Source organism: Bacteroides xylanisolvens XB1A, assembly GCF_000210075.1.
Classification (GTDB): domain Bacteria; phylum Bacteroidota; class Bacteroidia; order Bacteroidales; family Bacteroidaceae; genus Bacteroides; species Bacteroides xylanisolvens.
Window position 1 is genome coordinate 1,852,641 of record NC_021017.1, and the last position, 23,387, is coordinate 1,876,027.

Genomic DNA, 23,387 nt, shown 5'->3' on the forward strand with positions numbered 1-23,387 from the left:
GCGTCGCGTCCGCCCAAGAAATAATCTGCCGAGTCATTTTGTTTTTGTCTGACTACCCAAACAATAATACCGATCAGAGCCAGAAAAAAGACTCCGATTACTAGCCAATCTAATGCTTCCACAATAAATATGATTTATGAGTTAATATTATTTCTCTACAGAGAATTTGAAAATACATTCACTATTATAAGTTTGTCCCGGTTCCAGTACAACAGAAGGCCAGTCTGCCTTGTTAGGACTGTCAGGATAATGTTGTGTTTCCAGACACACAGAAGCACGTTGGTTGTAAACGATGCCTTTCTTTCCGGTTACGGTTCCGTCGAGGAAGTTTCCTGTGTAAACCTGTACACCCGGTTCGTTGGTATATACTTCCAGAGTAATGCCACTTTCAGGTGAGGTGAGTTTTGCGGCAACTTGCGAAAGATCTCCCTTTGTGTTGAGTACCCAGTTGTGGTCATATCCTTTTCCGTTTTTCAGTTGAACGAAATCGTAGTTGTCGATCTCTTTGCCTATAGCTTTCGGAGTGGTGAAGTCCATCGGAGTGTCTTTCACCGGAGCGATTTCGCCTGTGGTCATAAAGGTACTGTCTACCGGAGTATAATAGTCTGCGTTCACATACAATATATTGTCGGTTGAAGCTTTTGACGGATCGCCAGCCAGATTGAAGTAAGAGTGGTTGGTCATATTGATGATCGTCTTTTTATCGGTAGTTGCGCTATATTTGATGTCGATAGCGTTGTCTTCAGTCAGTTTGTAAGTCACTTTAGCTGTCACATTACCCGGGAAGTTTTCGTCTCCGTCCGGTGAGACAAGTGTCAGTTCCAGCGTTGTCGGATCAATCAGATTAGCTTCATAAACTTTGTATTGCCAACCTTTCGGACCTCCGTGCAGGCAGTGGCCGAAATTGTTTTGCGGCAGTTGGATCGTGTCGCCGTCCAATGCGAAACGTCCTTGGTTGATACGGTTTGCATAGCGTCCGATAGAAGCACCGAAGTCGCTGGGTACATTAATATAGTCAGCAATGCTGTCAAAACCTAAAACTACATCTTGCATCTTACCGTTCTTGTCGGGTACCATGACAGACACGATACGTCCTCCGAAGTTAGTGATGCATACTTCCATGCCTGCCTTGTTCTTTAAGGTGTAAAGAGCTGTTTTGGCATTGTTCACTTCTGTTTGAAATTTTACCGGATCAAGACCGGACAAGGTCAGCTCGGAAGCCGGCTTGTTATTGCACGCAACCAGCATCAGCGCGGCAAATCCTGCAAGTAGAAAATGTTTTTTCATGGTTTTATTTTTAATGTAAATGAGATATTTATCTTATTTTGGGTGTAAAAGTAACACTTTTGTTTGGTGTATCAAATACACTCTTGTATGTTATGCAGCATAAAAGAGAAAAAACTGCTTCTGAATATCAAGATTCAAGAAGCAGTTTTAATAAGCATATCAATGGGCGTTTATTGAACTTTCTTTCCCCAATAAGTCTTTTTATTTCCTTGTGCAGCGTAAACGATAGTATGAGTTCTGGGACTAGCTTCCCAATCCACTTCTCTTTGTAGATAAAGCACTACTCCGGCACTAGTCGTAATCGTCTGTGAAACTGCATCGAATGTCCACGATGCATCCTTCCAACTGCCGGAAGTAATCTTATGCGTACCGGCATCAAAAGTCAGAGTTTCAGATGTTCTTTGAGTACCAGTGGAGGAAGTCAGAGACAGATGTTCCCAGTTACCGGCAATTTCCTCTTCCGTGATAGGCACTTGCGGCACAGCTCCATATCTTTCCGGCATCACCAAAGGCCAGCCGTTGGCATCCCAGCGGATACTGCGAACGTGTCCCATCATCATAGCGTTGGAATATTCATTCCCTCCGACATTCTCCGGGAAGCGTCCCTGTGAAGTATAAAACCAGTTGCCCTCTCCATCCTCGAAAACACCGCAGTGGGAGATACCTACCCATCCGTAGCTGTTGTTGAATTTGTAAGGTGCTGTCAGTATCGGATAGAGTTCTCCGCTTCCCATAGCTGAGTTACCGTCCATATCAACATACGGGCCGTCGATGTTGGTAGAGCGGCAGACACGGGTGTTATATTCTACCGCTAGTGTACCATAAGCGAGGAACAGGTAATAATAACCATTGCGGTAAATCACTTCCGGACCTTCCGAAGCTTGCCAACGGCTATTGCCGCGGGTAGCGATAATTTTGCCATAACCGGAGTTGTTTTCACCTGTGATGTCCCACGGATTGCCTAGGGCGTGGAGCGGCTTACCGTCTTCGGGATTCAGTTGCAGGGCAGCAATGCTACTGTGCCATGAGCCGTAGATCATCCAATGTTCTCCGTCCTCAGTAATAATATAGGTTGGGTCGATAGCATTGATCTTAAAATAACCGTTCCAGTCACCGGTGCTTACGCGTCCATAGTCCGTTTTGCCTTTATCGCTGGCAGAGCAGACAACAAAACCCTTGTCTTCCCAGATATTGCTTGCCGGGTCGGAAGTCTCCATCAGTCCGATAAAAGCACGTTCAGTCCATGAACCGTCAAAGTTTCCATTGTTTTCTATTTCCGGTTTCCCCGTTTTGATATAGTTAGTAATCACGATGGAGTAGTACATACGATATTTGCCAGTGGCAACTTTACGGGCAACCGGTGCCCAATAACCATAAGAAGGGCTATCGATAGGTTCCAGTCCCATTTCCGCACGATAGGCGTTCAGCTTCTCTTTAATCCATGTGGGAGGGGTTTCGGTCATTGTAGCTCCCAGATATTCCCAATTTACCAGATCTTTGGAACGTCTTGCATGAAAATGTCCGTTTCCACTGTGTGCATTTCCGTAAGAAGCATCTGTCTGATACATATAATAGCATCCGTCATCAGCTTTCATCACTGTGGGATCATGAACGTTAGCCAAGTTCCATCTACTGCGTTGGTTCCAGGCGGCTATGTCCACGTAGTTGTCCTCATAGGCGGGTGCCACGTAGTTTTTGAGCTGTTCGTCAAGGCTTTGGCTTTCTGTGGTTGCAGTGAACGCATCCGAGTAGGTATAACGGCTGTTACCGTAGACATAAGCACGGATATAGTAAGAGGTATTGCCCGTCAAGCCGGAAATCGTGGCACTGAAATTCTCGTCGGCCTCCACTATGTTATCTTTGATGGTTGGATTCTGAGCATTGACGCTGTAGCAAAAGCCTTTCTTGACTATCTGGTCGATATTGCCGGTGGCCGATGCAGTGACAGTCAGCGAGGTACCTGTGGTTGCAGTGACTTGGGCAGTGGCTATGGTTATACCGCTGTTTCTATCGTATTCGATATTGTCCAACCCGTCGGAGCAAGCTGCAAAAGCAAGGACAGTCAGCAGGGACATGAAGAATAATGTTATTTTTTTCATTTGATATGGATGATAAAATGATTTAATTGTGAACCTCTCTTATTCTTATTCATTGAAGACGAGATGACAGCCGTCAACGGTCAGTGCGAAGTGCAGGTCGTCGGGGCTCACTGTATTGATACCTAAATAATATTGAGTGGAAGTTGTACCTGTAGTACCCTCCATCACTGCCTGAACGTCGGCGGTGCCATTACCGCAGTTGGTTACGTAGACCGTGACTTTGGCTCCATTCATGCCGGCAAGCCAAGTGTTCAAGTCGCCTTGTGTTCCGTTGTGAACGCAGGCGCCATATCCGTTGCCCGATCCCCAGTTGTCGGCGCGAACAAATGCGTATTCGTCCATATGATTGGCTTTACGGAGAACTACAACGAAGTTGTTCCAGTAGTTAGCCAGATTGCTGTAATTGGTGAAGGCGATGGACTTTGTTTCTCCCATAGGTATATTGAAGTAGTCTGAGAAAGCTGCCCCGAAGCCCGTTGAGTTGTTTTCGGTTCCTACCATATTGGCTGTGTTCCTCACTTCAGAAGTTGTAGATTTGGAGACGGTAACCTCTACCGTTGCGGTGATTCCTTCTCCAGCCGTAATGGTAACAGTCTGAGAACCGGTCTTGGCAGGAACGGCGGAGAAGCTGAGTCTTGCGTTGTCGATGATTCTTGTACTTTGGTCGGTGTAAGTTGCCGTAACCACCATACCTGTCGGGTCGAAGGCCATCGTCCGGTTCGCCAGACTCTCAGTAGCTGCCGAACTGTAATAATAGTATTGCGTGTGCGAGGGTGGGGTAGTCACCTCGATGGATGCAATCTGTTCCACTACTTCAAAGGTGGTATTAGCCATAATCGGCTTATCGCAATTCTCACCCTTTAAGGTCTTGTTGTAGATAACCACAAGAGTTTTCACGCCCGGTTGCTCCATATCGGGGATGGCAGAGAAAGTGAGTTCGGCAGCCGGCACAGTTTTGGTCACTCCCTCTTCAAAGGTAACGATGGCCGAGACATTGGCCATGGCCTCTTCGAGCGGAGTACCTACGTTGACCAGTTCGGGTACATCTTGCAGTACCATCGATACCGGATTCTTGTCTAGAGCAGATGTTAGGCCGCCTATAGGGACGATGTTGGTTTGCAAGAAGTCGATGTAAGAACCTTCGGGAACTAAGAAGCAGCGGATATTGGTATTGCTCGCATCTGCGTTCAGATTTTCTTCCTTATATGGTTGCTCGTAAGTCTTGGTCACCTCGCCGTTGGTCATCTTTATGGTGAAAGCGCTTTCGTTGGTGCGGTCTACGGTAAGTGTCACCTTGCCGCCTAATTTCTGCACATTGGCATCTATGTCGTTGTCGGGACTGAAAATCAACGTACTCGAGATGTATTGCCTATCGATATAAGTGCCCCACTCGGAATTGAGGGCTGCTGCGAAGTCAAAACGGATAGCTCCATATTCAGTGTATCCTGTACCTCCACGATCCACATCGTTGGTGACTACAATGGCATAATTCTTGTAATACGTGTTATCGGCCGGATTGATATGGAGTTTGAACACTGCATTCCACTTCTCGCCATCAGGTACCACGTAATACTTGGAGAAAGCACTCCAGAAACCGGAGGTGAAATCCGTATTACCGATGGTGTACACATCTTCCTGCATACCCTCAAGTTCTTCATCTTCCGGTTGTTTCTTCGAATCCTCAATTTCCTGTATCTTATCAGAAATCCAGTCGGGGGCGTCTACCTCATAAAGTTTGCCATCCGTGCAGCCTGTCAGTGTCAGTAATCCAAAGGTTACGGAACAGCAAGCGTATGCTATCTTTTTTAGTATTCTCATTGTCTTGAAATTTAATAGGTCTCTAAGTTTGTTTACTTGCTTAAATTAACAACCGGACGCACTTTACATCCGCTTTCCCGGAAATAAGTGGAATTATCTGAACTATAGTTGGCGGAGTTGCCTTTCAGATTCGGGTTGTTGTTCATCAACTGCTGCACAATGGGCAGGAATTCGTGTCCCGATATGTAGGTATCGAAAGTGCTCTTCAGTTCGGGATCGTTTGCTACATCGCTGTAGCTCACAGGATTCTTTACTCCCGTTGTAGAGCGACGTACCGTGCCGTGTTCCTTGAGTTGCAGCAAGCGGCCGCTGTCATAGAAGAAGCCCCAGCGGATGAGGTCGAAGCCTCGGCCGAATTCGCATCCGAATTCTTTGGGACGCTCTACGTTGGCAATCTGCTCAAAGAGTTTGTCAGCCGTGTTGAAGTCGGAAAGTTCCAAGTCGGGCAAATCAGCTCGATTGCGCACTTCGTTAATCCAGTCGATAGCCTGCTGTGTGGGACCATTGACTTCATTCTCGCACTCGGCAGCGCGGAGCAGCACATCTGAATAGCGCATCAGGCGCAGGTTGATACCATCGTGCAAGCCTGTAACGATGGTGCTGTACAGACCGGTACGGAGATTCGTGAATTTGGCGATCGGCAGACCACCGTAAGTGTTGTTGGTCACCATATTGTCGGTGGCTGTAAGTTTGTGCGTATAAGCTACATTGCCATACTCGAAATTCGCCCAGTCGTTTTCGTAGGTTCCGATGGTCCAATAGAGTCTTGGGTCGAGTTTGCCATTGATAGTACGTTCACTTTTGAAGAGTTGATAGAGCCAGGGCGAAGCCGAGATGTCGGCCCAACCGCCATAGTTACCGGGACCAAAGTTGCTCTCAATGGCCGATCCTTGTGTGGCATTAGGACTTGTATTTACCGGAGTCCACTCGTCATCGGTGCCTTGCGAACCATAGTCAAGATACTGCACTTCGAAGAGGCTTTCCGCATTGTTCTCGTATGCCGAACCTTCGCGGAAGTTATCACCATAGTTGAGCATCAGTCGATAGGTGCCGTATTTCTTGCCGATGATGTCTTTCAGCACCGTGAGTGCATCGCTGTATTTTTGGCGCATCATGAGGGCGCGGGCATAATAGCCTGCCGCAGCGCCACAGGTGGCACGTCCTCCTGCCCATTCGCCACCTTCATCACGGGAAGGAAGCAATTCCATCGCCTCGTGGAAATCTTTTTCCACCTGGTCTAGTACGGCATCGTAGGTGCTGTTGGAGGTATAAAGTCCGTCCAACGAAGAATAGGTGGCATAATCTGTGATGAGGGGCGGATTCTGATAATAACCAACCAGATTGTAGTACGACAGGCCGCGTAGGAAAAGCACTTGTCCTTTGATGCGTTTCATTTTATTAGAAAGTTGGCTGTTGTCCTCACCGCAACGGGAAATGGCGAAGTTGCACACGTTGATGGTGTAGTACCACTCCCGCCAAGGCCACCACGTGATGTCCGAGGTAACTTCTGCGTTAAGGTCATCGAAAGGCATGTGCCACACTTGTGAAGAGTTCCAGGCTTCATCGCCACGGCACACGTCGATGGTGTAGCCTACACGGGCATAGGAACCCTCCATACGGATGTGGTTGTAGGCAGCAATCACGCTTTCCTCCAAATCATCGGCATTAAAGCCGAAAGTACTTGAGGTTTGCTGGTTAGGATTCAACAGATCCATTTTGTCACTGCAAGAAACCAGCGTGCTAAATCCCAAAATGAGAGCAAGTGAATATTTATATAGTTTCATAAAATATGTTTTTAGTATTTAGGTACTAGATAGTAACGATTAGAATGTAAAGTGAACACCACACATGAAAGTGCGTGCAGTAGGATAAGAACAGAAGTTGTATCCCGGGGTGAAAGTACCTCCCGCATAGTCTACATTATAACCGTGATAGCCGGTGAATGTGTGGAGATTCTGTGCTGACACATAGAAACGTACATCAGATACATATTTACCGAACCACTCGTTAGGGAAGTTGTAACCCAACTCTACATTGGCAATCTTCCAGTAGGCTGCGTTCTGAATCTTGCGTGAACTGAAGAGGTCGTTCCAACCCAAGCTGGCACTGTTGGTGACGTAGGTGCGTGGCACGTTGGAAAGGTAAGTGCTGCCGTCTTCGCTAAAGCGGTTAGCATCGAGCATACCCACCTCTTTGTTTCCCCAGCCGTAGCAAGAGTTAAGTGAGTTGTAGATGTCGTCACTGACGTGATAGTTCAGCGCACCGAAGGTAGCAATACTCAGGTCAAAGCGCTTGTACTCAAAACGGGCATTGAGACCGAAATGTATCTTAGGCATACCGCTGCCCAGCACCACTTGGTCGTTGGCGTCTATTTTACCGTCGGGTTTACCGTCCGGTCCGCTTACGTCCTTATAGAGGCAGTCGCCAATCCGGGCACCCTCTTGAGTAGCGTGATTGTCCAAGTCTTCTTGCGTGCGGACAATACCCTCATATGCCCAGCCATAGAACTGACCTATTTCCTGGCCTACATTGGTGATGTATGCTCCGGAGATGTAAGAGTCGGTACCAAAGCCTAACGAAGTCACACGGTTGCGCAATGTGCTGAGGTTGGCCGAAAGTTCATATTTGAAGTCACGATCGCGGTTGCGGTAGGTAGCCGAGAACTCAAAACCGGAGTTGTTCATTGAGGCGGCATTCATAGTAACAGTGGTATTAGATACACCGGCTTGTTCGGGAACAGGTACAGCATACAACAGGTCTTCGCTGGTATTCTTGTACCATTCGGCTGTGAACTCCAAGCGATTGTTGAATAAGGCGAGGTCGATACCCACGTTGTAGGTTTTCTTTTTCTCCCATGCCAAGTTATTGTCCACGAAAGTGGAAACAGCAGAACCGGTCACCACGTTACCGTTGAAATTGTAAGTCATGTTGTTGCGCGACATGACAGCCTGATACATATACTCACCTATATTCTCGTTGCCGAGCTCACCATAGCTGGCACGAACCTTGAACAGGTTTACGACATTTTGGTCGAAGGGGAAGAATTTTTCCTTGTCGAAGCGCCAACCCACAGAGACGGAGGGGAAAGTTCCCCAACGGATATTTCTGGTCAGGCGCGAGCTGCCGTCCCGGCGCACTGTTGCCGAGAATAAGTATCTGTCATCATAATTGTAATTGATACGACCGATGTAAGAAAGGATGGAATGTTTGTATTCGTAGCTTTCAGAATACGTGTCGGAAGCATTCTGGAGCTGTAGGAAATAAGGTTCGGTGAAGTTGATTCCCCATCCGGTCAGCAGGTCGGTGTCTTCTTCTTCATAAGTCTGGCCTGCCAATACGTTGATGTGGTGCTTGCCTATCGTGCCATCGTAAGTAATCACGTTCTCTATCAAAGCATCTGAATAGTCGCGCGACCCTTTGGTGAGTCGTTCGTTGCTTTTGGACAAGTACACACGGTTACTCTGCACCCATGCGGGAATCCAAGTAAAGTCCTTGCAATGGGTTTTGCTGTAAGAGAGGTTGACTTTATAGTTGAGCTTATGATTTTTGTTATCAACTCCAATCATCTTGAGGATATCCACATCGGCAGATCCGGTTCCCACGAAGCGATCCACGCGGGTGTTGCGTTGCAGCAGGTTATTTACCAGCAACGGGTTGGAAGCGGAGATATCACCATGCACGGTATCGTAGTATACGCCATAGCCGTAAGCGTCATAATTAAAGTTGTTGGCGATTCCCACCAGGTTATCAAGTACCCATGTAGAAGAATCATATGCCTTAATGGTGGGCTGCATCATCAAGGTGCCGCGCAGCACATTGGTTACGTCGCCATACAAACCTTGAACGTATTCGGAAGCATTTGACAAGCCCATGTTGTCCTGGTCGGAATGAGAGTAAACAAGGCTGGTCTGGAATTTTATGAACTTAGTCTCCATGGTATTGTTGACACGTGCTGTGTAACGTTCGTAGTTAGGGCCGGCACCTTCGAGAGTTCCTTTTTGGTTGAAATAGTCTAATGATATATTATAGGTGTTATGGGCACCACCTCCGGAGAGGTTCACATTGTGGTTTTGACGGATCCCCGTTTTGAATACTTCGTCAAACCAGTTGGTGTTGGTGTCATCTTGGAAATGGTATTTTCCGGTTTGGCTGTCAAGTTTGTATCCCGTTGGCAACGGAGTGTTGGAGTTTGCAGCCGCCTGACCGAGGTACTGGCTGTACTGGTCAGCATTCATTACATCATAGACATCCTTAGGAATATTATCCACACCGAAGTATCCATTGTAATCCACTTTCAGAGGTTGGTCTTTTTGTCCGCGTTTGGTGGTGATAATAATCACACCATTAGCAGCGCGCGAACCGTAGATGGCAGCAGCCGAAGCATCCTTCAGCACTTGGATGGTTTCAATATCGTTTGAAGAGAAATCTCGGATGGAAGTTCCCATGGGGACACCGTCGATAACATAAAGAGGAGAGGTGTCGCCGAAAGAACCGACACCACGGATGCGAACGGTAGGATCGGCTCCGGGTTGTCCGTCGGAGGTGATTTGCACGCCGGAAACCTTACCTTCGAGCATGGTGGAGATGTTGGAGTTTGATGTCTGTTTCAAGGCTTCCGCATCTACTACGGCAACAGAACCGGTTAGGTCGGATTTCTTTTGTGTGCCGTAACCCACGACAACCACTTGATCAAGCATCTTATTATCGGCTTGCAACTGGATGCTTTCAATAATGGCACGATTGCGAACAGCCACTTCACGTTCCTTGAAGCCCACATAGCTAATCAGAAGGATAGTGTTTCCGGGAACCTCCAGTTGAAAGTTTCCGTCCAAATCGGTAACGGTTCCGCCTGGTCCACCTTTAATCTTGACGGTAGCCCCTGGCATGGGTTCACCTTGTTCGTCGATCACTTGACCACGAACCTTGATAGTCGGAGATTGTGCCACGATAGCCATTGCAGGTGTAGGATACACCACCATGCCGCCAAAGGCACACATACTAAGCAATGCTATGCACGATACGACAGCCATTTTCTTGTCATTCTTCATAATATTAATATTAGATTAAACTTTAAATGCATGGTGCTCTCCCGAAGGATTGAGCACCGATTGCATGACAAAAGTATGGCATTGATTGTAAATGAGGGTGGACAAACGTATTTTAGAGGTGGATAAAAAGTTTTAAGTGTAAAAAATACAGCTTATTATGCAGAATTATTGTTTTTAGGTAAAACTATTCTTCCTTGTTAAGCAGTGAACTCGGTGTCGTATTAAAGTATTTGGTGAAGCACCTGGTGAAGTATTTAGGATCGTTGAACCCTACTTCATAAGCTATTTCCGCAATATTCATATTCTTTGTTTCCCGATTCTTCAGAATCAGTTCGCGTGCTATATTCAATCGGTAATTCCGGATAAACTGTCCGGCAGATTGTCCGATGAGACTTTGCAACTTTTTATTCAGTAAACTTTTGCTCACCCCTACAGCTTCACTGAAATCACTGACCTCAAAATAAGAATTCTTATAATTCTCCTTGATCACCTCCATCACCTGATTCAGAAACTTCTTATCACCCGATTCTTCCTCCATATTCAGCACATCCACATCCATGTTGAGCGTGAATTTGCGCTGATAGCGTTTCCGGTTTTCCAAGATATTCTGAATACGTGTCAATAGCAATGTTTCATCAAAAGGTTTCAATAAATATTCATCCACTCCCATACGATAGCTTTCCAAACGGGCCTCTTGTGAAGTTTTGGCAGTTAACATCAGGAAAGGAATGTGTGAAATGGCGAAAGCGTCTTTCACCCGACGGGAAAGTTCGATACCGTCCATCACCGGCATCATCAAGTCACTGATGATAAAGTCTACCGGATTGCTGTTTAGAATATGCAATGCCTCTTCTCCGTTCGCCGCTTCCAATACATTATAATGTTCATGGAGGATGGAACGGATATATCCTCGCATATCCACATTATCTTCTACCACTAGAATCGTCAAAGCCTCTTTCTCTTTAGGAGTTTCGGAAGTGGACGTAGCATGAATCGAAGAATCGTTAGAATCAATGATTATCAGCTTGTCGTCTTTTTCTTCTTCCCGTTGCAAGGGGAGGAGAAGGCGGAACGAACAACCTGAAAGGCGTTTGTTGCGCACCTTGATTTCCCCACCGTGCATCTGCACGATTCGTTTGCAGAGATAAAGGCCTATACCGGTTCCCGCCTGTCCGTACACCGGATATTTCACCTGATTTTGCGATTGGTAAAAACGATTGAATATCCGGTTCAGATCCTCTTCCGGGATGCCCTGTCCGGTATCTCCGACACATATATACAAAGATTCTTTTCCACCTTCACCAGATGATAGGGAAGATATATACAGCGAAACAGTTCCTCCATTCGGCGTAAATTTAATAGCATTACTCAATAGATTAGTCACCACTTTACGCATTGCCTCCTCATCATACAGAATCTCTGGTGTCTCCATCCTGTAATACCTTTTCAGCACGATATTCCTTTCTCCCGCAAACACCTCGAAAGGAGTGATTAACGAATCAATGAATTTTAGAAAATTCCCCCGTGTTTTGACAATCTCCAGCTTGCCCGATTCTACCTTACGGAAGTCCATTAACTGATTGACCAATGACAACAGATACTTCGAATTGCGCTCAACAAAATGAAGTTGTTCAATCACCTGCGGATTATAACTCAACTTCAATGCCCGCTCGATAGGTCCGATAATCAACGTAATTGGCGTACGGAATTCATGCGTGATATTGGTGAAAAACGAGATCTTATCAAGCGTAAGCTCCTGCACTTTACGCGACATTCGGATCAGCTGCGCTTTCTGTCTCGTAATCTTCTCATTCTGCTGGGTCAGCATCTGGTTCTGGCGTGAAAGTTCTTCCGTCTGATTCTCCAATAGATGCTTCTGCTGCTCCAGTTCATGAGTGCGTTCTTCCACCGTGCAGTGCAGATATTCCTTCTGCCGTTTCAGCGTGCGGATTCTCCATTGATAGAATTGCCATACGCTTACTAGCACGAGGATGATAATCAGCAGAATGAACCAAGCTGTTTTGTAAAAGTAAGGAACAATTGTAATATTCAGCTCCGTCACATTTTCCCCTTCATTTTCTCTGTCGGGAGTATATTTCACTTGCAGCGTGTAGTCGCCCGGAGGTAAATTGGTATAACTGGCAAAACGGCGGTTGCCGGACACTTGCACCCATTTATCATCAAATCCGAGCAGCCGGTAACTGTAAGTTGCCGTATTACTCGGCTCAAAATTGAGTGCCGAAAACTCCAGTGAAAACGATTTTTCCTTCTCGTGTAGCCGTAGCTCCGTAGTGATAGCAATGTCTTTGGGCAAATATTCGCTTTCCGGCAATATCTCCTCATTGCCGATCCGCAGGCGTGTGAAGCGGACCTTGGCGGCAGGAAGAGAAATAGCAGGACGATTGTTCTCGATAGCTACCAGTCCGCCAACACTTCCGAAATACAGTAAACCTTGTGCCGAACGGCAAGAAGCGTTCCAGTAAAACTGAGTGTCGATCAACCCATCCTGCAAAGTATAATTGATAAACCGATTCTCCTCCGGCTGATAGCAGGAAAGACCATTATTGGTGCCAATCCACAGATAGCCGTTGCCATCTTCTAATATTCCACGCACACTACTGTTAGGCAATCCTTGAGGAGTGCTGTAAGATATGAAAATTTCCTTTCCCTGTTCGTTGGTAGTCCGTCTGTAAATGCCATATCCGCTACTTCCCAGCCAGAGTGTGCCATCCTTTGTCTCATAAAAACAGGTGATTTTTTCAATCAGACGAGAGTTGGGATCGTTCAGTTTGTAGTTCAAATGCCTGTATTCGAACTCTCCTGTAGCCGAACGGGAATGAAGGTCGATGATATATACCCCTTCCAGACATCCAATCCAAAGTTTTCCTTCTTTATCAATAATAGAACCGATGCAGCCATGAATACTCTCCGCCACTCTGTCTGCCAGAGGAGCACTGATTGTCCCGGTTTCCGGTTCGTAAAAGTAAAGCCCTTGATTGGCGCCAATCCATATACCTTTATTAATAGGATCGTATGTCAGCGAACCCACAAAGTCGATTGGAAATCCATTGCTTGTTTGGGAAGAAATGACTTTCAGCACTTGTCGGGGAGCTTTCAGGTTGAGAAGGTTGATGCCTCCACCCCAGGTTCCTATCCAGAGATGATCGTCCGGATCGGCTGTTAACGCACTGACGGAATTATGGCTTAGTCCACCATGGTCACGGGTGAAATGAGTAAACTTTTCGCTGCCATGCTCTTTCCGGTTCAGCCCGCCTTCCACAGTTCCTATCCATAAAGTGCCGTACTTGTCTTCGTAAATGGCATTCACCGGATTGTAAGACAAACTCGACGGGTTTTCCTTGTTGTGTAGATAATTCCGTATCGACAATCGTCGTGGACTCAGCATGTTGATACCACCGGTTTCGGTTCCGAACCAGATATGATCTTCTTCAGACAGTATGCAATTGATAAAATTACTGTTTAGCAGATTTGAACTTCCATATTGAAGATCACCGGATGCGATACACTCAAAGTCGTCCGTCATTGGATTATAGATGTTCACACCGCGTAAGGTGGCTATAATCAATTGTTTGTCATTGGTTATAGACAGGTCGGTCAGGTAATTTTGTGAAAGCGAACGTGGGTTATTGGGGGCGTGTTCGTATCGTTTAACGATGTTCCCGTTTTTATTATATCGGAACAGTCCCCGGTCCGTGGAAATCCATACCTCGTTTTCCTTCATAAGAAAATCGGAAATATAAGTTCCAGGCTCGAATTTCAGACATTCGGCGATTGGGGTAGCTGTCAGTTTTCCCTGTGAGTCCCAATCCACTTTAAGTATTTCACCATTAATTCCTGCCCAAATTTTACCGTCTTCGTCAATATCCTGAAGTGCGATATTCGGCCCGTTCAAGACAACGGGATCGAGAGTGGAGATCATTTTTACATCTCCTTCTTCATTAAATACAATACGGTTGAGTTTATTGGCACAATGCAGCCAGATGCAACCTTTCGAATCTTTCATGACGTGCGCAGCCGGCTGATTCAAAATGTTTTTCAATACCCCTTTGGCATCCCCCGGTACGGTCGGTTTCAAGGTCGTTAGGTCAATGATATCCGTTCCTCCTTCAGATACCATCCAAAGACGTTGAGCTGAATCTTCGCATACATTAATAATAAAATTACTCTTCAATTTGCAATAGGGAGTGTTGGGATTGTAATTCACAAACTCATAACCGTCGTAGCGTGACACTCCGCCTCCGGCAGTGGAAATCCACAAGAATCCGCGACTGTCTTTATATAAATCGTCGATGAAATTATGAGGCAACCCCTCGTTCATTGTCACGTAAGTGATGTTGTATCGATCTGCAAATCGTTCCTGTGCATGCACGCTCTTCCATCCGGCAAAAAGCAAAACGCTATATATAATAAGGAGTGTGAGTAGGTGTCTTTTCATATTTGTACGTATTAATAGTAGCAAAGTTAAAAGATAATCTCAAATCGCAAAAGCGGAAGAGGGCTTCTTTTTAGCAGGTTATCGGATTATCCACCAATCATGTTCGTATGTCCACCTTCAATGGGGGAAACGGGGCGTATTTTTGTGGCATGATTGACAAACTAATCATTAATGTTATGAAAAACTTGTTTATGCCCCTTTTTTTTGTAGCCGGTAGCTTGTTGACAAGCTGCACCTCTGCTGTGTTTAGCCCGATCCCATCCGCGAATCCTTGGGATGATAATTATTTGTCAGTAGCCAAAATGGAAGATTACCTCCAATGGGGAACATACAACGTACACGACCCGTCCTGCCGAAAGCTGGGCGACTATTATTATATGTATTCTACCGACGCCATCTTCGGTGAAAACCGAAAGGAAGCCGAAGAAAAGGGGGTGCCCTTGGGATACATTCAGATGCGTCGTTCCAAAGACCTCGTACACTGGGAGTTTCTGGGATGGGCATTTCCCGAAATTCCGGAAGAAGCTGTGCAGTGGGTGCGGAAACATGCCGATGGAAAAGGAGCAACCAATATCTGGGCCCCCTATATCATTCCCTACAAAGACAAATACCGTCTCTACTATTGTGTCTCCGCTTTCGGACGCAAGACTTCGTATATCGGACTTGCTGAATCCAACTCCCCCGAAGGTCCTTGGACACAAATAGGCAGTATTGTCAAAACCAATGATTCCACTGCCATGAATGCCATCGATCCCAGTGTGATAGCCGATGAAATCACCGGAAAATGGTGGATGCACTACGGCTCTTTCTTTGGTGGACTCTACTGCGTGGAGTTGAATCCGGAAACAGGGCTGGCTCTCAATGAAGGCGACTTGGGACATCTGGTAGCCCGCCGTGCCAACTATCGTAAAGACAATCTGGAAGCACCGGAAATCATCTATAACCCTGACCTGAAGAAGTACTATCTCTTCACTTCATACGACCCGTTGATGACGACCTACAATGTACGTGTCAGCCGTTCCGATGCTGCCGAGGGACCGTTTACCGACTATTTCGGCAAAGCCGAAAAGGACACTACGAACAACTTCCCGATACTGACCGCTCCCTATCGCTTTGAGAATCATCCCGGCTGGGCGGGCACTGCACATTGCGGAGTATTCACCGACGGACAGGGAAACTATTTTATGGCACATCAGGGACGTCTTTCTCCACAAAACCAACTGATGGTATTGCACGTCCGCCAGTTATTTTTTACACCGGATGGATGGCCGGTCGTTTCTCCCGAAAGATATGCGGGGACTCCTCCACGCGAATTCACCGAAGCCGATCTGGTAGGAGAATGGGAGATTATACGTGTGCAGGAACCTAAGTATGAACGTCAACTGGAAGCCGGTCAAATCTTGTGGGGAGAAGGCGAACTGAAAGATGGTGAGTGGAATCTTTCCACCCGGGTCAACTTGGCTAAGAATGGAACTTGTGCGGGGGAGATGACGGACGATGAATGGAAAAATGTGCAAATGAATGGAAATTGGTCTTTTCTGACCGAAAAACAGCTATTAATGATAGAATCGGACAAAGAGATAATTGAGAATCTGATTATCTTTGCAGGACACGATTGGGAGAATGAAACGGAAACCATTCTCTTTACAGGACTTGACAGCCGGGGACGTTCCGTCTGGGGAAAAAGAATCAAATAAACTATCTATAATTTTTTATTAAAAACCATGAGAAGATACACAGAAATCTTGGCTGCATTAGCCTTATCTGCCGGAATGGCACTTCATGCGCAAACCAATGAGCTGGTGATACAGACGAAAAAAACGGGTGCAGAAATCCAACCTACCATGTACGGACTCTTTTTTGAGGACATCAACTATGCTGCCGACGGCGGACTTTATGCCGAACTGGTGAAAAATCGTTCCTTTGAGTTTCCACAACATCTAATGGGATGGAATACCTATGGAAAAGTGTCATTGATGGACGATGGCCCTTTCGAACGCAATCCGCATTATGTGCGCCTTTCCGACCCCGGGCATGGACATAAACATACCGGATTGGATAACGAAGGTTTCTTTGGTATTGGCGTCAAAAAAGGAGAGGAATATCGTTTCTCCGTTTGGGCGCGTTTACCACAAGGCGGTACAAAAGAAACATTACGAATCGAACTCGTCGATACCAAATCAATGGGAGGACGTCAGGCGTTTGCCTCGGAAAATCTGACGGTTGATTCTAAAGAATGGAAAAAATATCAAGTCATCCTGAAACCGGGTGTTACCAATCCTAAATCTACGCTCCGTATTTTCCTTGCCTCCAAAGGAACTGTAGATTTGGAACATGTTTCTCTTTTTCCGGTAGATACATGGAAAGGACATGAAAATGGACTTCGCAAAGACTTGGCACAGGCTTTAGCAGATATTCATCCTGGAGTTTTCCGCTTTCCCGGTGGTTGTATCGTAGAAGGTACTGATCTCGATACCCGTTATGACTGGAAGAAATCCGTAGGTCCGGTAGAAAACCGTCCTTTGAACGAGAATCGTTGGCAATACACTTTTACTCACCGTTTCTTTCCGGATTATTACCAAAGCTACGGACTGGGATTCTATGAATATTTCCTGCTGTCCGAAGAAATGAATGCGGAACCTCTTCCGATCCTGAACTGCGGGTTATCCTGCCAATATCAGAACAATGATCCGAAAGCACATGTAGCAGTCTGTGATCTGGACAGCTATATTCAGGATGCACTCGATCTGATTGAATTTGCCAATGGTGACATCAATACGACTTGGGGAAAAGTGCGTGCAGATATGGGACATCCGGCTCCGTTTAACCTGAAATTCATTGGTATCGGTAACGAACAATGGGGTAAAGAATATCCTGAACGTCTCGAACCATTCATCAAAGCCATTCGTAAGGTTTATCCCGATATGAAGATAGTAGGTAGCTCCGGTCCGAATTCCGAAGGAAAAGAGTTTGATTATCTGTGGCCCGAAATGAAACGTCTGAAAGCCGATCTGGTTGACGAACATTTCTACCGTCCCGAAAGTTGGTTCCTGGCACAAGGTGCACGCTATGACAACTATGACCGTAAAGGTCCGAAAGTATTTGCCGGAGAATATGCCTGCCACGGAAAAGGTAAAAAATGGAATCATTACCATGCTGCTCTGCTCGAAGCTGCCTTCATGACAGGCTTGGAACGCAACGCTGACATTGTTCACATGGCTACTTATGCTCCGCTTTTCGCTCACGTGGAAGGATGGCAATGGCGCCCGGACATGATTTGGTTTGATAACTTGAATTCCGTACGTACTACAAGCTATTATGTACAGCAACTGTTTGCACACAACAAAGGAACCAACGTACTTCCACTTACCATGAACAAGAAAAATGTAACGGGAGCTGAAGGGCAAAACGGACTCTTTGCCAGTGCAGTCTATGACAAAGATAAGAATGAACTGATTGTAAAGGTGGCTAATACTTCCGCCACAGCTCAACCGATTTCATTGAACTTTGAGGGCTTGAAAAAACAGGATGTGCTTTCTGATGGTCGTTGCATCAAACTTCGTTCGCTTGATCTTGATAAAGATAATACGCTTGAACAACCTTTTGCCATCACTCCTCAGGAAACTCCGGTATCCATTGAAGGCACTGTATTTACCACCGAACTGGAACCGACCACCTTTGCGGTTTATAAATTCAAGAAGAAATGATAACTAAGATTAGATTCATTGTTTGCTCATTCGTGCTGACAGCCTTTTCCGGGCTGTCAGCGCAAAATGACACAACTTTCGTAGCTAACGGCAACCCCATCATTAAATATAAATATACAGCAGATCCGGGTGTTATGGTATATGACGGAAAGGTATATATCTACGCCGGACACGACGAATGTCCTCCGCCTAAAGAACATTACCTGCTGAATGAATGGTGTGTCTTTTCCTCTCCTGATATGAAAACATGGACGGAACATCCTGTTCCTCTGAAAGCCAAAGATTTCAGTTGGGCTAAAGGGGAAGCGTGGGCAAGCCAAGTGATTGAGCGGGACGGCAAATTCTATTGGTATGTAACAGTAGAACATGGCACGATTCCCGGTAAATCTATCGGCGTAGCTGTTTCTGATTCACCGATAGGACCTTTTGCGGACGCACGTGGGTCAGCATTGGTCACCAACGACATGACTACCGAATATACCAAAATCAGGTGGGATGACATTGATCCGACAGTTTTCATAGACGACGACGGTCAAGCGTATCTTTATTGGGGAAACACCCAGTGTTATTACGCCAAACTGAAAAAGAATATGATTGAACTGGACGGTCCCATTGTTCCGGTACATCTGCCGAGATTCACCGAAGCACCTTGGATTCATAAGCGTGGAGACTGGTATTATCTCTCTTACGCTTCTGAATTTCCGGAGAAGATCTGCTATGCAATGAGCCGTAGTATTACTGGCCCCTGGGAATATAAAGGTATCCTGAATGAGATTGCTGGAAATTCCAATACCAATCATCAGGCTATCATCGAATTCAAAGGAAACTGGTACTTCATTTACCACAATGGCGGTATCAATACCGCAGGTGGTAGTTTCCGCCGTTCTGTTTGCATCGACCGTTTGTACTATAATGAAGATGGTACAATGAAACGGATTCAGATGACGACCGAGGGCATACAATAATAAGAATCAAAATGAATAGGGTTAGTTCAATCAATAGGTAATAGATTTTAAATTTTTGTTAATTTGTAAAAGTAAGGGGGGCTCCCATCACGGAAGCCGCCCTTCTTATTTAATAACGAATAAATTCTTATTCTATTCTACGAGAACCGTCTCCGATTACTACGTCATACACTTTCGGGCTTCTGCCGAATTTAGCTTTGAAAGCAGCTTTTGTTTTTTCAACGAAGTTGTCATACAACTCATCTTTAACAAGATTGATTGTACAACCACCGAAGCCACCACCCATTACGCGTGAACCAGTCACACCGTATTCTTTAGCGCAGTCATTCAGGAAGTCGAGTTCTTCGCAGCTTACTTCGTACAGCTTGCTCATACCATGATGAGTTTCGTACATCTTCTTACCTACAGTTTCGTAATCATCCTTTTCCAATGCCTCGCAAACATCGAGTACACGTTGGATTTCTTCGATTACATATTCTGCACGCATATAGTCTTCAGCGCTGATATCAGCTTTCGCTTCTTCTAGCATAGCCATTGTACAGTCGCGCAGGAATTCTACGTGCGGATGTTTTTTCTGGATAGCGGCAACAGCAGCTTCACAGCTTTGGCGACGCTTGTTATAAGCAGAAGAAGCCAATTCGTGTTTCACAACTGAATCCATCAGAACCAGACGATAACCTTCCGGATGGAATGGGAAATACTGATACTCCAGTGAACGGCAATCCAGACGGATCAAGCTACCAGCTTTACCGAATACGGAAGCAAACTGGTCCATAATACCGCAGTTCACACCACAATAGTTATGTTCTGTAGCCTGGCCAACTTTAGCCAATTCAAATTTATCTATTTTGTTTTCACCGAACAGTTCGTTCAATGCGAAAGCATACGTACTTTCCAAAGCGGCAGAAGAAGACATACCTGCACCCAGAGGCACATCACCTGCGAAAGCAGTATTGAATCCCTTCACATCAACGCCACGTTTAATCATTTCACGGCATACACCGAAAATATATCTTGCCCAGCTGGCACGTGGAGCATCTTCTTCATTCAAACCAAATTCTACATAATCCTTCAAGTCGATAGAGTAAGCCTTTACTTTGTCAGTACCGTTAGGTTTGATTTCAGCAATCATCCCTTTGTCTACCGCTCCCGGAAAAACGAATCCACCGTTGTAGTCAGTGTGTTCACCGATCAGGTTGATACGGCCCGGAGAAGCATATAAAAATCCAGTAGTTCCGTCAAAGTGTTTAATGAATCGACTTCTTACGTATTCTGTATCCATGATATTTATATTTTAAAGGTGAATAAATTGAATTCTATTCTATGTGATTATTCCACAGGAATATCCTTATTTACATTCTTGCAACCTACCAAGCCGTAGAACAACAGGTAAGCCAGAGCAGCGATAATCAACCAGTAGCTAGCCATATAACCTACAGAGTCAGAGATGCTTTGTTGGATCAACGGCAATACACCACCACCAACAACCATCATCATAAAGATTCCGGAAGCCTGTGCTGTATATTTTCCTAAGCCTTCTACTGCAAGGTTGAAGATACCACCCCACATTACAGAAGTACAAAGACCGCAAAGTACAAGGAACAAGGCACTTATAGGAACCTGTGCCATCATAAAGCCTTCGCCTACAGTGTAACCCGGCATTGAAACCGTTACATCTTTCGGAGTGAAGATAGCGATCAATACGAAAATGATAGCAGTAGCAGAAACAGCGATCAACTGTGCACGGCTGGAAACCTTACCACTGATAGCACTACTTGCAGTACGTCCCACAAGCATCAGCAACCAATAGATAGCAGCGATAGCACCACCGATAGCAGCACCGTTCATCATGATACCGGCACCTTTATCGCTTGAATCGGCAAGATAGAAGTTCAGTGTACCCGGGATACCAATTTCAATACCTACATAAATAAAGATACCGATTACACCCAGTAAAGTGTGACGGAAGCTCCATGGACTGTGAGAGAATTTTTCTTTCTTCACTCCACCTTTCTGAAGGTGTGGTTCAGGAATAGCAACAAATGAGATAACGATAAATGCAGCAACGAATACACCCATAGCAACGAAGAGCAGAGGAGCAACGTCAGACATAGCAGTACTTGAAGTAACAGTACCGATCAAAGCACCTACGAAAAGCGGAGTCAATGTACCAGACAAAGAATTAAGAGCTCCACCAGTCTGAATCAACTGGTTACCTTTGTTACCACCGCCACCGAGAAGGTTCAACATCGGGTTTACCACTGTGTTAAGCATACAAACGCAGAAACCGCAGATAAATGCACCAAGCAGATAGATTACAAAGTTTAATTTGATAACATACTCACCGAATGCAAATACTTCAGCACCTGCTCCGAATAAGCTGGAAAGATACTGTGTGAACAAACCGAGGAAACCGACTGCCATTGCAATCAAAGCAGTCTTCTTGTAACCGATCTTAACGAGCATGTTACCGGCAGGAATTCCCATAAACAGGTAAGCCAGGAAGTTCATCATATTTCCCATCATACCTAAAGTGTTCGAACCCGCATATTCATTTCTCCAGATTGTTCCGAATGGAGCAGCGAGGTTTGTTACGAAAGAGATCATCGCAAAGATGAAGAACATCGTGATAATTGCGACGAGATTACCGTTCTTTTTTTCTTGTGTCATGGTTCAAAAAAAATGTTAGTTTATAAAATTAGGTTAGTTATTTTTCAAATCTTATTCTTCTACCGTAAATTTGTAGACAGTGATCTGTTGGTATTCATCACCCGGCAGCAAGGTAGCCGATGGGAAATGAGGTTTGTTCGGAGTATCCGGGAAACACTGTGCTTCAAAGCAGATAGCGCTTCTGGCAGGGAATGTAGCTCCGTGTGCACCTTCAAATCCATTGAGCCAGTTGCCCGTATAGAGTTGTACACCCGCTTCGGTGGTATATACTTCCATGATACGTCCGCTTTCCGGGTCCTTGCAAGTGGCAGCCAGGTCGAGCGAACCGCTTTCCATCTTGTTCAGTACATAACAGTGGTCATATCCTGCACCGAAAATCAGTTGCTGGAATTTGTCGTCGATACGTTCGCCTACAGTGTGCGGAGCACGGAAATCCATCGGAGTACCTTCTACTTTGGCAATTTCACCGGTAGGGATAGAAACTTCGTCGATAGGAGTATAGAAATCAGCGTTGATCGTAACGATGTGGTTGTTAACGGTAGGAGTAGGGTTGGAAATACCGGCGAGGTTGAAGAAACCGTGGTTAGTCAAGTTAACGACTGTAGCTTTGTCGGTGGTAGCGCGGTATTCGATAGTCAGTGCATTTACTTCATTTTCCAGGCGGTAAGTCATTTCCACTTCCAGATTGCCGGGGAATCCCTCTTCGCCGTCAGCAGAAACATAGTTGAATTGCACTGTGCTCTCATCAATCTGGACAGCATCCCAAACACGGGCGTGGAAACCGGTAGGTCCACCATGCAGAGAGTTAGGTCCGTTGTTAATCGTGAGTTCATGTTCTTCGCCGAACAAGGTGAATTTTCCTTTCGCGATACGGTTGCCGTAGCGTCCGATAGTAGTGCTTAGGAAAGGTTCCGGGCTGTTGATGACGTGGTCGATGCTGTCGTGTCCGAGGATTACATTAGCATACTTACCGTTTTTGTCCGGTACCATGATAGAAAGAATGGCGCATCCGTAATTGGTTACAGCTACTTCCATTCCCTTTGTGTTTTTGAGGATAAATAAATCAGTTTTCTTATCATTTATATCCTTTTGGAAATCTTTCCGGCTGAGCCCTGATAGATTCCCTTCTGTTGGGAATGTGTTATTCATGTCTGGTATTATTAAAAATTTCCTGCAAATAAAGGGAAATTCTTTCTTACTCACAAATTATTCCGACTAAATATGACAGGTGCTTTAGGAAAGTTTAGCTTTATTACTTCATCTTCTTTGGATGCAAGGACAAAAGATGATTTCTTAAATGAATTTTCATCCTTCTTTTCTTAAAAACTGAACAATTT

General features: G+C 45.5%; 12 protein-coding genes. 3 read left to right on the forward strand and 9 right to left on the reverse strand.

Annotated features, from left to right (window positions below):
• Positions 1–147 precede the first annotated feature (147 nt).
• The 6 genes from BXY_RS07555 to BXY_RS07580 all read right to left on the reverse strand — a co-directional run bounded on the left by BXY_RS07555 (position 148) and on the right by BXY_RS07580 (position 14,708).
• On the reverse strand, positions 148–1,287 hold the full coding sequence (locus tag BXY_RS07555) for an aldose epimerase family protein (protein WP_008774877.1): 1,140 nt from the start codon (positions 1,285–1,287) through the stop codon (positions 148–150).
• Between the two features lie 170 nt (positions 1,288–1,457).
• A complete protein-coding gene (locus tag BXY_RS07560; RefSeq protein WP_015531599.1) occupies positions 1,458–3,386 on the reverse strand; it encodes an arabinan endo-1,5-alpha-L-arabinosidase in 1,929 nt (642 codons plus the stop codon).
• A gap of 45 nt (positions 3,387–3,431) precedes the next feature.
• Positions 3,432–5,204 (reverse strand): bacterial Ig-like domain-containing protein, encoded by a 1,773-nt coding sequence (locus BXY_RS07565; RefSeq protein WP_015531600.1) that lies wholly within the window; start codon positions 5,202–5,204, stop codon positions 3,432–3,434.
• A gap of 32 nt (positions 5,205–5,236) precedes the next feature.
• Complete coding sequence (locus BXY_RS07570) at positions 5,237–6,988, reverse strand: RagB/SusD family nutrient uptake outer membrane protein (protein ID WP_015531601.1); 1,752 nt, start codon at positions 6,986–6,988, stop codon at positions 5,237–5,239.
• Positions 6,989–7,027: 39 nt separating this feature from the next.
• Positions 7,028–10,234, reverse strand: a complete 3,207-nt coding sequence (locus BXY_RS07575) for a SusC/RagA family TonB-linked outer membrane protein (protein ID WP_032849341.1) — start codon at positions 10,232–10,234, stop codon at positions 7,028–7,030.
• Between the two features lie 202 nt (positions 10,235–10,436).
• Entirely contained in the window at positions 10,437–14,708 is a 4,272-nt protein-coding gene (locus BXY_RS07580; RefSeq protein WP_208946781.1) for a hybrid sensor histidine kinase/response regulator transcription factor, read from the reverse strand.
• A gap of 149 nt (positions 14,709–14,857) precedes the next feature.
• On the opposite strand from BXY_RS07580, the gene BXY_RS07585 reads away from it, so the two are divergent.
• From BXY_RS07585 to BXY_RS07595, 3 genes are read left to right on the forward strand one after another with little or no spacing between them, the layout of a single operon-like run.
• Entirely contained in the window at positions 14,858–16,405 is a 1,548-nt protein-coding gene (locus tag BXY_RS07585) for an arabinan endo-1,5-alpha-L-arabinosidase (protein ID WP_015531603.1), read from the forward strand.
• A 27-nt stretch (positions 16,406–16,432) separates the two neighbouring features.
• Positions 16,433–18,415 carry an alpha-L-arabinofuranosidase C-terminal domain-containing protein gene (locus BXY_RS07590; RefSeq protein WP_015531604.1) on the forward strand — a complete coding sequence of 661 codons (1,983 nt, stop codon included), beginning with the start codon at positions 16,433–16,435 and terminating at the stop codon, positions 18,413–18,415.
• Entirely contained in the window at positions 18,412–19,380 is a 969-nt protein-coding gene (locus BXY_RS07595; RefSeq protein WP_008774869.1) for a glycoside hydrolase family 43 protein, read from the forward strand. The genes BXY_RS07590 and BXY_RS07595 overlap by 4 nt, the downstream gene beginning before the upstream one ends.
• Before the next feature lie 127 nt (positions 19,381–19,507).
• On the opposite strand, the gene galK is transcribed toward BXY_RS07595, so the two are convergent.
• The 3 genes from galK to BXY_RS07610 are packed head-to-tail and all read right to left on the reverse strand — an operon-like array spanning position 19,508 to position 23,199.
• Positions 19,508–20,662, reverse strand: a complete 1,155-nt coding sequence (galK, locus tag BXY_RS07600) for a galactokinase (protein WP_008774868.1) — start codon at positions 20,660–20,662, stop codon at positions 19,508–19,510.
• A gap of 47 nt (positions 20,663–20,709) precedes the next feature.
• On the reverse strand, positions 20,710–22,050 hold the full coding sequence (locus BXY_RS07605) for an MFS transporter (protein WP_008644046.1): 1,341 nt from the start codon (positions 22,048–22,050) through the stop codon (positions 20,710–20,712).
• A gap of 51 nt (positions 22,051–22,101) precedes the next feature.
• On the reverse strand, positions 22,102–23,199 hold the full coding sequence (locus BXY_RS07610) for an aldose epimerase family protein (protein WP_004307294.1): 1,098 nt from the start codon (positions 23,197–23,199) through the stop codon (positions 22,102–22,104).
• Between the last annotated feature and the right edge of the window lie 188 nt (positions 23,200–23,387).